This is a genomic window from Paenibacillus sp. FSL R7-0204 (assembly GCF_038002225.1).
GTDB lineage: Bacteria > Bacillota > Bacilli > Paenibacillales > Paenibacillaceae > Paenibacillus_AQ.
The window spans coordinates 448,747-465,653 of sequence record NZ_JBBOCA010000001.1 but is presented as its reverse complement, the minus strand read 5'-3'; the positions used below and the strand labels follow the sequence as shown (position 1 = coordinate 465,653).

16 protein-coding genes are annotated in these 16,907 nt (G+C 52.5%); 6 read left to right on the top strand and 10 right to left on the bottom strand.

What is annotated here, in order from left to right; translation table 11 throughout:
- Nucleotides 1-32 precede the first annotated feature (32 nt).
- The 3 genes from MKX42_RS02225 to MKX42_RS02215 all read right to left on the bottom strand — a co-directional run bounded on the left by MKX42_RS02225 (nt 33) and on the right by MKX42_RS02215 (nt 3,857).
- The gene (locus MKX42_RS02225; protein WP_340750881.1) at nt 33-1,739 is read right to left on the bottom strand and encodes an ABC transporter ATP-binding protein; all 1,707 of its coding nucleotides are present in this window, start codon (nt 1,737-1,739) and stop codon (nt 33-35) included.
- Between the two features lie 325 nt (nt 1,740-2,064).
- Entirely contained in the window at nt 2,065-2,532 is a 468-nt protein-coding gene (locus MKX42_RS02220) for a tetratricopeptide repeat protein (protein WP_340750878.1), read from the bottom strand.
- Between the two features lie 86 nt (nt 2,533-2,618).
- Nucleotides 2,619-3,857, bottom strand: a complete 1,239-nt coding sequence (locus MKX42_RS02215; RefSeq protein WP_340750876.1) for an ATP-binding protein — start codon at nt 3,855-3,857, stop codon at nt 2,619-2,621.
- Between the two features lie 225 nt (nt 3,858-4,082).
- On the opposite strand from MKX42_RS02215, the gene MKX42_RS02210 reads away from it, so the two are divergent.
- The gene (locus MKX42_RS02210; protein ID WP_340750874.1) at nt 4,083-4,880 is read left to right on the top strand and encodes an AIM24 family protein; all 798 of its coding nucleotides are present in this window, start codon (nt 4,083-4,085) and stop codon (nt 4,878-4,880) included.
- A gap of 34 nt (nt 4,881-4,914) precedes the next feature.
- A complete protein-coding gene (locus tag MKX42_RS02205) occupies nt 4,915-6,222 on the top strand; it encodes a GNAT family N-acetyltransferase (RefSeq protein ID WP_340750871.1) in 1,308 nt (435 codons plus the stop codon).
- A 100-nt stretch (nt 6,223-6,322) separates the two neighbouring features.
- Here the strand turns inward: MKX42_RS02205 and MKX42_RS02200 are convergent, their stop codons facing one another.
- Nucleotides 6,323-6,607 (bottom strand): alpha/beta-type small acid-soluble spore protein, encoded by a 285-nt coding sequence (locus MKX42_RS02200; RefSeq protein WP_340750869.1) that lies wholly within the window; start codon nt 6,605-6,607, stop codon nt 6,323-6,325.
- A gap of 73 nt (nt 6,608-6,680) precedes the next feature.
- Nucleotides 6,681-7,598, bottom strand: a complete 918-nt coding sequence (hprK, locus tag MKX42_RS02195) for an HPr(Ser) kinase/phosphatase (protein WP_076080767.1) — start codon at nt 7,596-7,598, stop codon at nt 6,681-6,683.
- 148 nt (nt 7,599-7,746) lie between these two features.
- Here hprK and MKX42_RS02190 point away from each other — a divergent pair, with 148 nt between their 5' ends.
- The 3 genes from MKX42_RS02190 (at nt 7,747) to MKX42_RS02180 (ending at nt 11,578) form a co-directional block, all read left to right on the top strand.
- Nucleotides 7,747-9,408, top strand: a complete 1,662-nt coding sequence (locus MKX42_RS02190) for a histidine kinase N-terminal 7TM domain-containing diguanylate cyclase (protein WP_340750867.1) — start codon at nt 7,747-7,749, stop codon at nt 9,406-9,408.
- Between the two features lie 89 nt (nt 9,409-9,497).
- The gene (locus tag MKX42_RS02185) at nt 9,498-10,427 is read left to right on the top strand and encodes a phosphotransferase enzyme family protein (protein WP_340750865.1); all 930 of its coding nucleotides are present in this window, start codon (nt 9,498-9,500) and stop codon (nt 10,425-10,427) included.
- Between the two features lie 119 nt (nt 10,428-10,546).
- The gene (locus tag MKX42_RS02180; protein ID WP_340750863.1) at nt 10,547-11,578 is read left to right on the top strand and encodes an S-layer homology domain-containing protein; all 1,032 of its coding nucleotides are present in this window, start codon (nt 10,547-10,549) and stop codon (nt 11,576-11,578) included.
- Between the two features lie 61 nt (nt 11,579-11,639).
- On the opposite strand, the gene MKX42_RS02175 is transcribed toward MKX42_RS02180, so the two are convergent.
- Complete coding sequence (locus tag MKX42_RS02175) at nt 11,640-12,146, bottom strand: GNAT family N-acetyltransferase (RefSeq protein WP_340757600.1); 507 nt, start codon at nt 12,144-12,146, stop codon at nt 11,640-11,642.
- A 155-nt stretch (nt 12,147-12,301) separates the two neighbouring features.
- Between MKX42_RS02175 and MKX42_RS02170 the strand changes: the two genes are divergently transcribed.
- Entirely contained in the window at nt 12,302-12,670 is a 369-nt protein-coding gene (locus tag MKX42_RS02170; RefSeq protein ID WP_340750861.1) for a DUF1304 domain-containing protein, read from the top strand.
- A 37-nt stretch (nt 12,671-12,707) separates the two neighbouring features.
- Here MKX42_RS02170 and MKX42_RS02165 read toward each other — a convergent pair whose 3' ends face one another.
- The 4 genes from MKX42_RS02165 to MKX42_RS02150 all read right to left on the bottom strand — a co-directional run bounded on the left by MKX42_RS02165 (nt 12,708) and on the right by MKX42_RS02150 (nt 16,845).
- Nucleotides 12,708-13,529 carry a methyl-accepting chemotaxis protein gene (locus MKX42_RS02165; protein ID WP_340750859.1) on the bottom strand — a complete coding sequence of 274 codons (822 nt, stop codon included), beginning with the start codon at nt 13,527-13,529 and terminating at the stop codon, nt 12,708-12,710.
- A gap of 336 nt (nt 13,530-13,865) precedes the next feature.
- The gene (locus MKX42_RS02160) at nt 13,866-14,411 is read right to left on the bottom strand and encodes a DinB family protein (RefSeq protein ID WP_340757599.1); all 546 of its coding nucleotides are present in this window, start codon (nt 14,409-14,411) and stop codon (nt 13,866-13,868) included.
- A gap of 75 nt (nt 14,412-14,486) precedes the next feature.
- Nucleotides 14,487-15,434 carry a helix-turn-helix transcriptional regulator gene (locus MKX42_RS02155; protein WP_340750857.1) on the bottom strand — a complete coding sequence of 316 codons (948 nt, stop codon included), beginning with the start codon at nt 15,432-15,434 and terminating at the stop codon, nt 14,487-14,489.
- Nucleotides 15,435-15,468: 34 nt separating this feature from the next.
- Nucleotides 15,469-16,845, bottom strand: a complete 1,377-nt coding sequence (locus tag MKX42_RS02150) for an amino acid permease (RefSeq protein WP_340750855.1) — start codon at nt 16,843-16,845, stop codon at nt 15,469-15,471.
- Between the last annotated feature and the right edge of the window lie 62 nt (nt 16,846-16,907).

Genomic DNA, 16,907 nt, shown 5'->3' with positions numbered 1-16,907 from the left:
GCCGCAGGATAGTCCACAAGGTAAAAGATAGTTTAATCCGTTTGTCCCCTGCCGTTGTTCCACAGCGTACGGAAGGACGGGCAGTCCCGGATCAGGGAATCGAAATCCCCTTCCCCCGCCAGCCTGCCTTGCTCCATGACCAGAATCTGGTCCACGCCGCTGATGAAATTCAGCCGGTGTGCGATAATAATGACCGTCTTATGTCTGAACTCCGCGAATACCGTCTCCATCAGGCTGCGCTCCGTAATATTATCCAGGGCCGATACCGGTTCATCGAGGATGATCAGATTCCGTTTTTGCAGGATCGCCCGGGCAAAAGCCAGCCGCTGCCGCTCCCCGCCCGACAGCTTCAGCCCGCGCTCCCCAACCCGCGTCTCCAGCTTCTCCGGCAGCTCCAGCACCTTCTCCTTCAGGTGAACCTTATCCAGCACCGCATACAGCTCTTCATCCGGGACCTCCTGCTCGAACACCATGTTGCCCCGGATGGTGGTGTCGAAGATCGGACTGTCCTGCGACAGATAAGAGATGTGATCATAGTAGCTGTCCAGACTCAGTTCGTCGATATCCGTGCCGTCGACCAGCAGCTCACCGCCGCTTTTTTTGAGCAAGCCCGTAATCAGCTTAATAACCGTTGACTTGCCGCTGCCGCTTAGGCCGACCAGAGCCACTGAGGTTCCGGGCGCGACTGAGAAGGACAGCCGGTCCAGCACCTGCACCTCTCCGTAGCTGAACGATACGTCCTTGAATTCTATGCTGCCCTGTAGCTGCGCTAGCGCCTTGCCCTGCTCCAGATTCCGGTCCTCCGGGGCATTCAGGATTGCCTCGAACCGCTGATAGGTCACCCTGTTCAGCTTATAGCCGACGAATAATACGTTGAAGATGGCGATCGGCGTATAGATTTTCTCAATGAACATGAACAGCGCGACCATGACCCCGACAGAAGCCTGCCCGGAGACCACATTCTTCACACCGTACAGCAGCACAATCACCTTAATAACCGTAATGAACAATTCGAACAAGGCGAAGAAGGATTCATGAATCATCTGCAGCTTCGCGCTCTGCCTGATAATCTGCTGTGCCGCCCTGTTCAGTCTGCCGATCTCCTGCGCGTACTTCTTGTTGGTGCGGAAGACGACCAGCTCCATGAAGCCGCGGACCCCGTACCGGGACATGGCCTCCTGCTGCATAAGCACCGATTCTTTGATCCGGTAGAGAACTTTGAGCAGAACATTCGTTAACAGGAAGATAACTACGTACCCGCCCGCAATCACCAGCATGATTCTGAGGTCATAGTAGCTAATGAAGAGCAGGCTGAAGAGAATCGTAGGCAGCAGCTCATGCAGCGTGTGGAGGACAAAAGAAAACAGAATACTGTTCCCGGCCGCCGCACCGTTCTCAATCACCTTGATCATCTGGCCTGTGCCCATGTTCTGATAGGCGGAATAATCCATTCTGGAGATTTTGGACAAGGCCATAATCTTCAGTCTTTCTGTGATGCTGTTCGATAGATAGGCGCTGGGATATTCATCCGCATAGTTCAGCAAGACATTCAGGCCTAGCAGGACCCCGTAGAAGACAACCCCGCAGAGGATTTCACGGAAGCCCGTTCCCGCCACCGCCTGATCCAGAATCCGCTGAAAGACAACAATGCCCAAGCTGCTTAAGAGCTGAATGGCGAAGCCGAGACCTATATACAGTGCGGCCCACCCTCTGAGGTGGACAAGACATTTTTTTAACATGATAACAATCTCCAATCTTATCAATTAGAATACGGCAAAAAGCCGGGAATTCTCCTCGCCACTCCGCGCCAAAGACTCCTGCCTCAGCAGTATAGTCTTCAAGCGGAATAACTCAGTGTCCCGGCTCACAAAGAATGACCCTCCAGGCACCGTTCAAGAATCCGGTTATCTGTGACCAAGAGGACAGACCTCCCCCTTGGTGGCTGGTACGCGTTCTACCCAGCCCGATAACTAGTTCCTTGCAACGGTACGGAATGGCATCCACTTCACCTCTTTGATAAGATTGACTTTCATTTTATGCCTCGATTAGACCTGCCGTCAAGCCCTAGTGCTTAGTCTCTTTTACTGCATCCGATTCTGCATCAGGACTGGGATCTGAACCGGAATCCGCTTCGGATGCTTCTTCTGCATCCTCGCTATCCTCGTCCGCAGCGGCCAGCGCCGCCTTCTCACTGCGGCTCCATTCCAGGAATTCGATGGTATCCTGATCCTCAGGGTCCAGCTTATTCGCCTTCTTGAACGCCTTGATCGCCTGATCGTACTCATCCAGATAATAGTGGGCGTAGCCGACACGGAAATGCCACAGCGGGTCTTTTTTACCCTGATCTGCCGCTTTGTTGAACCATTTAAGCGCTTCCCGGTAGCGGCCCAGATTGTTGAGCGCCCGGCCCAGATGTACCGCCAGCTCTTCATCAATCAGCGGTGTCGGCACCTCTTTGATGCGGGATACGATTTCTTCATATTCGTCCGCCTCATGCCAAGCGTTCAATTGCGCGATTAGTTCTTCTCTCATTACCCATAGCCTCCCGGTTAATAGTTCCAAGTTCTCTTAGAGATACTTTATCATTTTCACACCAAGTTTCCCACTGTTGCCGTGCGCTAGGCCGGGATGATGATCCGGAAGACAGTTCCTTTGCCCTTCTCGCTGGTAACCTCAATACGGCCCTTGAGCTTATTAATCGTGTTATACGCCATGACCATTCCGAGCCCCGTCCCGTCCGCCTTGGTGGAGTAATACGGCTTGCCCAGGCGCGAGATCTCATCCTTCGTCATTCCGACACCGGTGTCGCTGATGTTAATAATAATATTCTGCCCGCTCGCGAAGACACTAATGGACAGGACGGCATCCTCCACCCCTTCCATCGCTTCAATCGCATTCTTGTACAAATTAATCAGACATTGCTGCATCTCATTACTGTCATAATGGGTGCTCAGCGGGTTGTTGAAGCTGAAATCAACCGCAACCTTGTGGATCGTGGCATACGGCAATATCACATTCTTAGTGTATTCACATTCAGCCATCAGGTTGGAGTAGACCCGGCTCGCCGACTGCGGCTTGGCAAAAGACAGATAATCGCTGATAATCTTCTCCGCCCGGTTCAGCTCCAGTAGTGACAGCTCAACATACCCCTTCTCTTGTGGGGTGAGGTTCTTGGAGAGATTAAGCAGCTGCAGGAAGCCGCTGGTCACGGTTAACGGATTGCGCATCTCATGGGAGACACTGGCCGCCAGCTCACTGACCACATTCAGCCGCTCCGACTGCATAATCCGCTCACGGTTCCTGAGATTCGCCAGGATCTGCTCCAGCAGGATCATTAGGATCGCCATGACCACCGCATGCGTAGATAAGGCATAGAAGGCAAGCGTCCAGAACTGGGTATCCAGCTTATCCATGATCCGGCCCAGGATGATCAGATAACAGCCCATAGTCAGGACCACGATGGAGGTAGCCCACAAGATCCGTCCCTTGGGCTTAGAACGGAGAAATCTGGCGCTTATGGAAGGAATCAGGATGAAGACTACTGTCGAAAAAAGTAAGGATTGGACGGTTCCCTCACCGCCTATGTAGAAACGGTACACATTCAGAATCGCATATAAGGGCAGGGTATGTTTGTACCCTCCATACAAGGCCGCAATCACAAACGGAACATACCGCAAGTCAAAGATGAACCCGGTCTCCAGCCGGATCGGCTTGGCGATACACAGGATCATGGTGGCCGCGCTGAGCAGTACAAGAATCTTATGATTGTAGGCGTGGGGCCTGTTCTCGAAGAAAATCAGAAATATCAGCACCGGAAACAGCATAAACAAAAAATTGAGCAGCAGCGTCTCAAACAAGGCTAACTTCCTTTCGGTTCTAATGCTGGTGTCAAGAGATACGTTTGTATTCTGAGCACTATACATAGAACATTACGCTAACCTGATATTAGAAGTAAAGGAATTATTGTATGCGTTTTTTTCTCCCGGAATTCAAGGATACCCGCGAGAAGTGTCGAATACGTATGCTTTGAAGGCATGATGCACAGCATTGCATAACTACAGCTACCGAAGGAGCGGGTATCCATGGCTTTTACCATTAATAACCTGAAAGACAATTCCAACGTTGTCATTAAAGAGCAGCTAGGCGGCTTCAGTATCATCGAATACAAAGAGGATCTCAGCACCACTACCCGGTATGAAGCAGAGACCAACTTCTTCATGAGCAAGAGCAATATGCGCAACAAGCAGCTGATGATTGAGCTGAATAACAATGAGGTAATGCTGAGCGCCGGAGCCATGCAGTATATGATCGGCAATATCGAGATGACTTCCGGCATCAAAGGCGTAGGAGGGCTGATGCGCAATATGTTATCCGGGGCGGCAACCGGAACCAGTGCAGTCAAACCGCTCTACAAGGGAACCGGAACGATCCTGCTGGAGACCACCTACAAATACCTCTGGCTGATTGATGTGGACAACGACCATATCGTGATCGATGACGGCATGTTCCTGGCTTGCGAGACTACGCTCGACATCTCCGTTGCGGCACGCAAGAACATCTCCTCTGCCGTCCTCGGCGGTGAAGGGCTGTTCAACCTGAGCGCGCGCGGCAAAGGGATTCTTGCCCTTGAAGCTCCCATTCCTTCCGAGGAAGCTGTCGTGGTCGAGCTGCAGAATGATGTGCTGAAGGTGGACGGTAACTTCGCCCTCATGTGGTCGAATTCTCTGGACTTCACGGTCGAGAAGTCAGGCAAGACCCGTCTGGGCTCCGCCGCCTCAGGCGAAGGCCTGGTCAACGTGTACCGGGGAACCGGCATGGTCTGGCTGGCCCCGCTCATGAATTACAGAAACAGCCTGATCCAGGGCACGCCTACTGCTTAATTTCTCTATTTCCTTCGAAAGGAAGTACCCTCTTATGCCTATCCAAGCTGTACTGTTTGATTTCGGGGGACATTTCGAACAATTTCAGAATGACGATACCCTTATAGCGTTGCTTCAAGATTTGAAGGCCCAAGGAATAAAGGTTGGGGTCATCACCGGAAAAAGCAGACGGGCTTATCAGATATCGGCCGGAGCGCTGGATCTGGAGCGTTTCTTCGATATCTCGATTACCGGCGATGATGTGGCGAAGCCAAAACCGGATCCCGAAGGTATACATTCGGCATTGCGAACACTGGGCATTGAACCATCCCAGGCCATATTCGTAGGGGACAGCAATGCGGATATTCTCGCAGGCAAGGCTGCCGGGATGCAGACCTACGCTGTACGTTGGCTACCCACCTTCCAGAGTCAGGCCTATGATCTTGCGCCGGACGGCATTCTGGAGAATGTTGCGGAGTTCCAGCGGCTTCTCCAATTGAATAACATTATACCAATGACCTACCATTCCAAGCAGCAGGCAGCGGACATTAAGGCGTTGGAGCAGCAGTGCAGCCAAGCCGATTCTATCCAATTAAGCTCAGACCTGGAGCATCTCGTCAAGGAAGACGGCGACCATGCCCTGCTCTGCTACCGCGAAGATCAGCTCATTGGCCTGCTTAGCTGGTTCGCTGCGGACAGTGAATATGCGCAGATCAATGCCATGGTCCATCCGGATTACCGCCGGCAAGGTGTGTTCCGCAGCCTTGTGAAACGTGCTAGAGCAGACATTGAGCCTCTTGGCGTACACCTGCTCAGCTACAAAATTCCCGCCAGCTCGCCGACAGGACTATTGGCGGCGCAGGCCCTGGGCGGGGATTTTGACCGGTCAGAATACGCCATGTCCTACGCCGGTATGAATTCCGCCAGCCCGCTTCCTTCAGAGCTAATCTTGCTTCCCGCTGCGCCTGAGGATTTCGAATTCATGGTCTCCTGCTCCTCCCAGGCCTTTGGAGAATCGGAAGACGATACGCGCAAGTACTTCACGCAGACGGATGAGCCAGAGCGGATAACGTATATCGCTTGGACAGGGAGTGAACGAATCGGCCTGATCCGGGTCAACTATATCAATGAGGATACGGCTTTTATTCATAATTTCTGTATCCTGCCTTCCCATCAGGGCAAGGGGGCTGGCGAAAAGGTACTAAGACAGACCGTCGGTATCCTGTCGCAGAAGCCCTACCCGGTTATTCGCCTAAGTGTTGTCACCGGGAATGTCCGGGCGCTGAATCTCTATCTCCGTGCCGGATTCAAGATTTATTCAGAGTATAAATATTACAGCGGGAGCCTGTACCTTGAACCGTAATTGCAGCTTTAACTACAGTCAGCACATGCCAAAAAAGATCCTCTTTCTGATTAAGAAAGGGGATCTCTTGGTTTGCGGCATAAAAATACTAGGGCGCATGCTAAGACTTCTGCTTACCCGCAAGCTTCTCCTGGGCCAGACGCACCATCTCACGGACCATGGAGCCTCCGATTCTGCCGCCAATTTGTCCCGCCGATTCGGTGGTCAGCTTACCGTTATTACCGGCCTGCAGCGGAATGCCCAGTTCTTTGGCCACCTCGTATTTCACATCGTCCGGGTGATTCGGATCTACGTGATATCCCTCCTGCCGCATAACCTCCGCTTTGAACGTCTGCATTCCCTGGGCGGACCCGGGTACAGCATACTTTCTGCTTCTTCTCGCCATTTAAGGACACACTCCCTTGCTGTCTTTCCTCATAAGTTGCCCAGGAGTGCGGACCTTCATTCCCTGTCGTCCTTTAAGACTGCATCCCGTCCTCAATCCGCTGCATGAATTCTTCCACCGCGCTGTATCCGAGCTGCTTGAGATACCAGTTGTTCGCAGCCGCTTCAATCAGACCCGCTACATCACGGCCCGGCTGAAGCTGGACCTCGATATGAGGGATCTGCACCCCGAGATATTCGGTGAACTGGGGCACCAGCTCCAGCTCATTGTTGAGCGAATTCTCCTGCCAGGGGGCAAGCTCAATATCGAGCACGATCCGCGTCTCATCCTGGAACGCCCGCCGCCCGTACTGCCGCACGACGTTGATCAGGCCGATGCTGCGCAGCGCCAGGAATTCGCGCGTGGTCTCATTATGGGTCCCGAGGAGCGTCGCCGGACCCAGTTTTTTCAGCACCACAATATCATCCGCCACGAAGCGGTGGCCCCTGCGGATCAGCGTATGCGCCGTCTCGCTTTTACCAATCCCTGACTTGCCACGCAGCAGAATACCGATCCCCGACACGTTAACGCATACCCCGTGGATCGACAACTCCGGCGCCAGCGTCTTCACCAGGAAGCTGTCCAGCTTGGCGATGAACTCGGTGGTCACCTCCGGCGTCCGCAGCAGCGGAATGCCCTCCTGGTCGCAGAACAGCGTCAGATAAGGAATCTCCTGCTGGCCGCTGGTCACGATGAAGCACGGAGGATGGTATTTGACGATGTTGCCGATATGCAGCATCCGCTCCTCTACACTCAGTGTTAACAAGTAGTTAATCTCTTTACGTCCAAGGACCTGCACCCTCTCCATCGGAAAAAAATCAAAATAACCGACAAACTCCAGACCCGGTCTATGCGTCCTTGGACGGGTGATGTTCCGGTCCATCCGGCCCGCTCCGGCGAGCACCTCCAGATGGAATTTCTCTACAAGACTCTGCACGCTGATAGACTTCATGCGTTCCCCTCCCGATCCAATATTTTCCGATAGATTTATCTAAAAATCTTGTAATCTGCACACGCTAATTATATATTAAAAACAATATATAAGACCTTAGACCCATAAAAATCAATAAATACTATTAAAATCAAGAAGGTGTAATATATTGGCCTTAGCCTCTTGGATTGACCTGATGATGTGTTTCCTTCTGTTCCTGCTGCTCATCTATATCGTGGCTACGGTCACCATTACCAATCTGCATAAGGTCTATTTAGGGTTCCATTTCTCCATGCTGATCTGGCCCTACTGCCAGTTTGCCATCAGGACCGTCGATGATCCTCTCTATCAGCTCTTTTATGTGAAGCTTGCCTTCGTGGATGCTTCCCTGCTGGGCCTGGGCTGGATCTTCTTCACGATTCTGCTCGCCGGACAATCCCAGTTCCTTACTAAAAGAATGGTGTCCGCGCTGATAATCCCTGCAGTACTGACATCCCTTGGAGTGGTGCTCAATCCTTATGGATGGTTCGTCCGTCCGGTGAACGGCGGATACGTGGAGCGGACCTACGGACCTATTTTCTGGTTCAGCATGGCCTTTCTTGTCATTGATGCGCTCATATCCATGTATGTCATATACATGGCTCTGACCTCTAACCAGGCCGCGCGGATCAAGAATCAGGTTATGTACATGCTTAAAGGCATTACAGCGCTATGCGTCTTCCTTATGATCGATGTGCTTCTCAATGTCATTCTGGATGACTATCTGCCGGTGATTCCCGGCTTCACTTCGCTGGGTATAGTGGTATCGGCTACGTTCTTCGTGATTACGATCCACCAGGACAAAGTATTCGATATCGTAACTATCGCCCATCAGGATATTATCAATACCATGGAATACGGAATTCTCGTGCTGGATGACCAGGAGCAGGTGGTAGAGATTAATCATGCCCTGCATCCCTATATTCCGCTTGTGACGGGTGCAGCGTTCAACATGAGCAGCTATTTGCCGGATGATCCTGCCATGAAGATTGAACCCTTCCTGCAGAAATACCATGAGTATCCGCTGGAGACGGCTGAGCTGGAAATTCTGCATCCTCGTATCCAAATGGTTGTCAGTATTCATGCAGCACCAATTATGGTGAGCGGCAGCCGGGTCGGACGGATTGTCACCTTCCAGAATGTTACCGAGATCCGGCGTCTCATCGATGAGACGAACCAGCAGAACGCCATCCTGAAGGAACGCAACGACTCGCTGGTGAAGGTACAGGAGGAGCTGTTCCAGACGAACGCCAAGCTGAGGAAGCTGGCGATCACCGACAGCCTGACCGGCTGCTACAACCGGCATTATCTGATGCAGCAATTGGAGCAGGAGGCGCTGCGGGTCAGCGATACCCGGACACCTTCGACTATTATACTGATCGACATCGATTTTTTCAAAAAACTCAACGACCAGCACGGCCATCTCGCCGGAGATGTGGTCCTGTGCAACACGGTGGAGCTGCTGCAGCGCAGCCTGCGGCCCTCCGATATCCTGTCCCGCTACGGCGGAGAGGAATTCATTATCTATTTGCCGGATACGGATGGAGCCGAGGCAAGGCGCCTGGCGGAGCAGCTCAAATCCGAGGTTGAACATAACACTATCCGTATCGATTATATCGATGAGCCCGTGTCCATCACCATCAGCATGGGGCTGCTCAGCATCGCCGAATTCAAGATCCCCCCTGCCATGGATGCGACCACCTACCTGAACGAGCTGTTCAAGTCTGCCGACAAAGCCCTGTACGCCGCCAAGCATCAGGGCCGGAATCAGATTGTTGCGGCGGAGGTTTAATTATAATCAATCTTTCTCTATACATCTGTGTTTCTCTCCTAGGATAATGAATAGCAGTTGGAGCCATTCAATAAAGGGGACGCTGCCAGATGAACCATGATCATCTTATCCGTGAGATTAACCAATCCTACCCGTTACGTATTGAGCAGATCAGGCTTCACCGGGAGATGATTGGCTCGGTTTATTTTGCAGAGGGCGGGGGTAAACGTTATGTACTCAAAATATACCGCAGCTTCAAAACAGCCGATGCCATGCAGTCTCTTCGAATTCTTGACTACTTGCAGGCTCATTCCTTTCCGGCTGTGACGGTCCTGAGAACTGTCAGACAAAAGAATCACATTCTTCTTGAAGCTCAGGAGGGCTGGCTTACTGCTGTGCTCTACGACTATGTAGAGGGTGACAATCCTGATGGATTTGCCGAAGCGGAGCTTATCGGTTACCAGACAGCCGAGCTTCATAAGCTAATGCAGAATTACCCTGGAGAACAACTGATTAAGCGGACAAAAAAAGAATATATTGATGATTATCTCTCTATTATGAGCGAACTGGACTGTGATTCGAACTCCATGGCTGCTCTTGAGCAATATGGAAATCAATTGTGGGACCGTATGTCAAAGCTTCCACATGGCTTTTGTCACGGCGACCTTCATACAGGCAACATGATTAGTAACCGCCATGGGCAGTATATCTTTATGGATTTTGATGATGCCTCCGGCGACTATCCCGGCATGGACGTGGCATACATGTCTGACGCTACTCATTTCAATCGATATCACGACTCCATGTATGATGCTACCCAGCGTTTATTTGAACGCTTCTATAACGGGTATTCTAAGGTTCGAGCCCTGAGTGACATTGAGATCTACGCGATTTTCGACTTCATTGCGGTAAGGCATTATCAGATTATCTCCCGCATTATCCGCTGCCAGGGGCTACAGTCTGTAACGAAAGAATTCTGTGACGAGCAGTATGAATGGCTTATGAGATGGCAGGAGATTTGTATGAAAAAACGGCACTAGCCCGATGCGGCCAGTGCTTTTTTATAATTTTGTTTTTTTATTTTTGCTGGAACCTTTTTGACTATGCCGCCGTCTATGATCACAAATAAACCACAAACTATTCTACGAGGTGACTGGACATGAAGAAGACATTCAAGATGATCACACTATCCGCAGTTGCCGCTCTGGCGCTCAGCTTCACAGGACAACAATTCGCCTCGGCCGCAGCCTTCAAGGATATCCATAACGTGCAGGATAAAGACAAGATTATCGCGCTTCAGAACAGCGGCCTGATTAAAGGCATCAGTTCGGATCTGTTCGGCCCGAACCTCAGCATCACAGCAGCCCAGGGGGTGCAGATGATTGTGGGTGCGCTTGATCTGAATCTGGATACGATCCGGTTCGTGAAGGAGCCGCATGCCACCGACTATTTCAAGAATGCCAATGACTCCGCCTGGTACGCACAGGCCCTGATTATTGCCGGTGTGCACGGCTTGGACCTGCCGGCGGATCTGAAGCCTGGTGAGAAGCTGACCCGCGAAGATTTTACCTACCAACTCATTGATGCGATGGAGAATACGAACCGTCTGCCGATGATTAAGCCAGTGGTGGTGGAGTATGCCGATCAGGATCAGGTGAAGGCAGAATACTCCGGTGCCCTGCAGCGTGCGCTGAATTACGGTGTCCTGAAGCTGGATGGCAGCGGCAAGCTTAATCCGAAACAGGAGATCACCCGTGCGGAAGCGGCAGTAGCCATCAGCAATGCACTGGCTTATCTGAAGGCACATCCGGCACCTAATGCTGTAAATGAGTACATCACAGCCACCGAAGCCGTCCAGTACATCAAGGACGCTGTCGGACCTGAGGCGAACCTGCAGATCAAGATTGATCCGAATATGAGCGTGACCCGCGAATCGTTCACCAATCTGCTCATTAACACGCTCCAGACCAGCGGCCAACTGCCGATGATCAAGCTGATCCCGGTGGAGATCAAGGATAATGACAAGATCAATATCCTGAACTCGGGAGCTATTCAGACCGCGCTTGCCCTCAAGATCGTGAAGCTGGATCAAGACGGAAGCTTCCGTCCGCAGGACGGTGTCACCAGTGCTGACGCAGCGGCAATAGTCAGCCAGGTGAAGGCTATCCTGAGCGGAAAGTCTGCGAAGTAAGCAACTGTCTCTTCATCTCTGCCCCTTCTGCCGAAAAGGCGGGAGGGGCTTTTGCTGTATTCTACAGCATCAATACCATCAGATCCTCGTCCAGATACTCGCTGCCAAGCTTCATCGCCTTCGGCTCTGTGCCGTAGCGGACGAATCCCAGGGATTCGTAGAGTCTTTTAGCCGGAACGTTATTGGAGGTTACGGTCAACGTCAACAGTTCAAGTTCTGGTGCAGCCTTCGCCTGGGCAATCAGCTCCAGCATCAGCTCACGCCCCGCGCCATGTTTACGGGCACCCGGTTCTACATATACTGCATAGACATGGGCTTTGTGCTGAATCTTGGGCCTGCTCTCCCGGAACAACGTGGCCGTTCCCGCCAGCCTCTGCTCCCCATCCAAGAAGGCACCCAGGGTGAAATGCTCATCCGAGGAGTCCAGCCTAATCCGGAAAGTCTCAATAGACAACTTCGCTTCCGCTTCATAAGAGCTAAGGAAAGCTTCCGGGTGCTGCTGCAACGACTGCAAACGAAGCGCCCGGTAGTCTTCGGCATCAGACGGGGTTAACGTTCTTATATGCATCACTCTTCTTGCCCCCTTTGCATTACAATTTTACGATTTGTAGTAAATTGACAAATATCAAAAAGTCCGGTATATTTAAGTTCGTAAAATTATATTTTGCACAATTTAAATAAAGACTTAATTTGATTCACATCACTTGAAAAGAGGGACTCGTTATGATGACTGTAAGTTTAATTCTTGTTGCCTTAGTAGCACTAGAGCATGTGTACATACTGGTACTGGAAATGTTCCTGTGGACCACCCCGAGAGCACAGAAGGCATTCGGATTGACCCCTGCCTTCTCCCGGGAGACGAAGTCGCTTGCTGCCAACCAGGGCTTATATAACGGCTTCCTGGCAGCCGGTCTAATCTGGGGCCTGCTGCATCCAAACGCAGACTTCGGTTACCAGCTGCAATTGTTCTTCCTGATCTGCGTGGCGGTTGCGGCCATCTACGGCGGACTCACCTCCAAGAGATCCATCCTGCTGATGCAAGGCCTCCCTGCCTTCCTGGCGCTGGCAGCCACACTGATCGCACATCTGTAAGATTCGCTGGATTATGCAGGGAGCTCCCACACTTGCCTCACAGCTTCTGCGCGAACTGGTTCAACTGCTCGGACATCGCCCGGATCTCCTCAATGAAGCTGGAGATCTCTTGCGTTGAAGCTGCCTGCTCTTGCCCCACTGAGGCAATCTGACCAATTGATTGGCCGATTCCCTTCATCGCTGTCTGGATCTCCCGCAGGGTGTCCCGTATCCGCTGGGCGGATTGCTCGGTCTCCTGTGAGAACTTGCGGATTTCTCTGGCGACAATATCGAAGCCCCGGCCCTTCTCTCCGGCATGGGCGGCCTCAATGGCCGCATTAATTCCAAGCAGATGCGTCTGGTCGGCAACCTTCCTCAGGACGGCCAGCACTTCATCGCTTTTTTGGACACTTGCAGCAGTGGTCTCAGACTGGACCAGCAGCTTCTGCGAGAAGCCGGCCAGCTGGTTAGACCCGCCCGCTACCTGCACGATCCGCGCATTAGCCTGATTCAGGGACAGTGCCATCCGGTCGGCAATTTCCCGCAGCTCGGTCTGTCTGCGCACCTGAATGCAGACCGCCCCGCAGACACGTTCATCCTCTCCATGTACCGGAAGGACCGTACCCACAAATTCGTATCCATAATACTCTTTGGGAACATTGGCCCTTGAGTATTCATCATTTTTCAGTGCGTGATACAGAGGTTCGTCCGCGTGAATAATCTGCCCGGCGCGAATCCCCAGATCAATGGAATCCCCGGGGTAATAGGCGAGAAACTTCTCAGTGTCGCAGATGGCAATTGAGATATCGTAAGGAAAGGCAGCTTTCAGAATGGGCGCCAGATTTACTAGTTCTTCAAGGGAGCGGACGATGTTTTTCATAGATGCGGTTCTCCTTTTATTCAGTTAGCTTCATTGCTCAGCTCAGCAAGATCTTAACTAAGGTTCGACATTTTTTGATCACTATCCTTTATTCAAAAGTGGATAATTAAAAATTGATTTATAAGCACAACATCGGCTTGACGCGTGAAGGATACGGGGGCTTCAAGCGGTACCCCTATTTTCTTAGCCTACCTGCTGGCGCGCCCATTGTGGTCGGTTTTTCGACCACATCTCCCCCATTCACTCTCAACGTGCCAAGTGTGGCCGGTTCTTCAACCAAAAAAGCCGGAACCCGTCAGTCTATTGCTGACAGGCTTCGGCTTATTAGCGGTTCATCTATTGCGCCATGCTTGATCCTATTGCATTCTTCAGTCTGTCCAGCTGCAGCAAGTGGTGGCGGTAGTGCATCTCGATCAGCAGATACCATTCGGTTGCATTCAAAGGGCCGAAGCGGGGATGAGGGACAGTGCTGTGCTCAGGTGCCTGCGCAAGCTTCGGCAGGGTCTCCCGCATCCGCTCGATCACTGTGTTCAGGCCTTGGATCAGCTGCTCCTTGCTCTCCGGCTGCACTGGCGTGTACTGCGGTGACGGCGGAACATGAACGCGTACAGGCGGGAAGCTGCCCCCGGCAAAAACCGCTTTACCATCCGGAGTCATCTCTGCTTCCTTCCCCGCCGCTCCCCCGTTCCCGGCCAGACACAGATCGATATTACGGAGCTGCATGTACAGCGCCGATTGTATCAAATGCTGAACCATCTGCCCGGGAGACCACTCTCCCTCAGCCGGCTGCCGCAGCAGCTGCTCCATACTGAAGGTATCTAATTCCTTAAGATAGTGATTCGCAGTCTTTTCAAATTGCTGTAAGGCTTCTGCAGGGTTCATATTCATAATATTCAGGCAGCTCCTTTATTCTTCGGTCTGACCTGAATATACACAACCTCTCCTGACAACGTTATGTCAGTAGCGTTCCAGCATTCTCGCCGCTTCCGCCCGTACAAGCTTCCGCAAGGCTTCCGGCTCCTGGACAACCGCCCCCGCTCCCCAGCCAAGTACCCATTGCAGCAGGTCCTCGGGCTGGCGCACGCGGAAGGTCATAAGCCTGCCGTCTGCCTGGTCCTCCATTGCCTCCAGATAAAAGTTATTCGATTCAGCAGCCTTGTCAGCTATCTCGGGATGCACCAAAATGCACACGCGCACATGGCGGTCATCCTCCGGCTGGTACTCGTGCAGATCGAAATCCGCAGGCACTTCGAACCGGTCATCCAGAATGGTAAGCCCGCTCATTCTGGATAACCGGAAATGACGGATTTCTTGCCGCAGTCCGCACCAGGCGACCAGGGTCCATGCGCCTCTGTTCAAGACAAGTCCATACGGCGAGGCGGTTCGGACACTGCGGTGACTTCCGTCAGCTTCCTGTCTGCCCTTTGTATACCCAAAGCCGATCTTCCGCTGCTCCAGAATCGCGCGGCGGATCTGCTCCATGTACTCCTTCTCCTGTCCTTGCAGCTTATCTTTACTGGTACTCAGCAGCAGGATGCTCTGGCGGAGCCGGGCGGCATTCTCCTTGATATCACCCGGCAGAATCGCTTCAATCTTCCTGCCTGCTGCAGAGGCCCGGTTACCATACTCCGTATCGAACCGCTGCTCCACGAAATCCGTCCCGATCAGCAGGGTCACTGCCTCCTCGGCGGTGAAGCTGACCGGGGGCAGGAAATACCCTTTTACCAGTGAATATCCCTGACCCGTAGCTCCTACCACCGGCACTCCGGCTTCACTAAGCGCCTGGATATCGCGGTAGATGGTTCTTACGCTAGTCTCGAAGACGGACGCCAGATCCTCTGCCCGTACGACCCCTTTGCGCTGCAGCTCCAGTACGATGGCTAACATGCGGTCTGTCTTGTTCATGCGGCGGCTGCACCCTCTTCATCCTGAAATCAGTTTATGTATTAATTATACTGATTTCCTGATCACTTTTCTCCTTACGGCTTCTAATGGAATACAGAACGAACAGCAGGATGAACCAGAGCGGGGTGAACAGCAGCGCCGGACGGGTCTCGGCAGCAAAGAGCATGATCACTAGAATGGCGGCGAACAGCGTCAGGACGGCATAGTTAATTAGCGGGGTGAACGGCGCTTTAAATTTGGAAGCGGAATGTAAGTCCGGGCGGTTCCTTTTATACTTGATATGGCAGACCAGCACAACGCCCCAGACCCAGATGAAGCAAATGGCACTGATCGTAGTCACGATGCCGAAGGCCTGACCCGGAATGAGCTTGCTGAGCAGCGCCCCGGCAGAGATCACCAGCGTGGAGAGGAACAAGGAATTCGCAGGTACATGATTCCGGTTCAGCTTCCCAAGCTGAGGAGAGGCCTGATTCCGTCTGCTCAGATTGTAAAGAATCCGGCTGGTCGAGAACATCCCGCTGTTGCAGGCGGAGGCCGCCGAGGTTAAGACCACGAAATTGATAATCCCCGCAGCAATCGGAATCCCGACCAGACTGAAGGTGCGCACGAACGGACTTTCAGCCGCACTAAGCTGGGTCCAGGGGTTAATGCACAGCAGTACGAAGAGCGCGCCTACATAGAAAAACAGAATCCGCAGCGGAATTTTGTTGATCGCGGATGGGATGTTTTTCTCCGGATTCGCCGTCTCCGCTGCCGATACCCCCACCAGCTCCACGCCTACATAAGCGAATACCACCATCTGGAAGGAGAACAGGAAGCCCTTTACCCCGTTCGGGAACACGCCCCCGTGCTCCCAGAGATTGCGGACCGACACTGAGCCTGCATCCGTCTTGAACCCGATTACCAGCAGGACTATGCCCAGGCCGATCAGAGCCAGAATCGTAACCACCTTGATCAGAGCAAACCAGAATTCGAGTTCGCCGAAGCTTTTGACCGTGAGCAGATTGAGTCCGAGCAGAATGATCAGGCAGATCACGGCCGGTACCCACTGCGGAATATCGAACCAGTACTGCACATAGACGCCCACCGCAATCACATCGGCCATCGCCGTCATAATCCAGCAGAACCAGTAGGTCCAGCCTGTAATGAAGGCCGCGCGCGGCCCCAAGTAATCCTCAGCAATGTCTGTAAAAGATTGATACCCCGCCTTCGAGAGCAGCAGCTCTCCCAGCGCCCGCATCACAAAAAACACAGCGATTCCCACGATCAGATACGTGAGCATGATGGAGGGCCCGGCCTGTTGAATGGCTTTGCCCGATCCCAGGAATAACCCTGTGCCAATCGTACCTCCGATAGCGATAAGCTGTACATGCCGGTTCGCCAGCTCCCGCTTTAATTCTGTCTGTGCCATTCCTGTTTCCCCCTTAATGTATACAACGCTGAAAATACGCAAAAAAAGAGACTGGATGTCAT